At 32.0% G+C, this 291-nt stretch carries 1 protein-coding gene; it reads left to right on the top strand.

Going from position 1 to position 291, the window contains the following annotated elements; genetic code table 11:
* The coding region (locus HMPREF9441_RS18895; RefSeq protein ID WP_008623742.1) for a hypothetical protein at positions 1–226 on the top strand (226 nt) is incomplete at its 5' end.
* Positions 227–291 lie beyond the last annotated feature (65 nt).

The following is a 291-nucleotide window of genomic DNA, read 5'->3' as shown; positions in this document are numbered from 1 at the left end:
CGATATAAAGAAAGACAATAAGCTAAGCGATGCCCTTTCTACTCGTTACGACCGCGAAACCCTCTTAGAACTATTGCAAGTAGACCGCAGCGAATTAGAAGAAATCATACGTTCTTGCAATTATTCTAATGATTTTATAATGACAGCCAACGACTTACAAGTATTAGAGGCTATCAGTCAATGCTACGAAGAATATAGAGTACTACACAAGAAAAAAGACAAATGATAAATAACAAATGACATTTTTTTTGAGAAAAAAAATACAAAATACTTGTTATTCCAAAAAAAATA

The sequence above is a fragment of the Paraprevotella clara YIT 11840 genome (assembly GCF_000233955.1).
In the GTDB taxonomy this organism is placed as follows: domain Bacteria; phylum Bacteroidota; class Bacteroidia; order Bacteroidales; family Bacteroidaceae; genus Paraprevotella; species Paraprevotella clara.
This window is presented reverse-complemented; position numbering and strand designations above follow the sequence as displayed.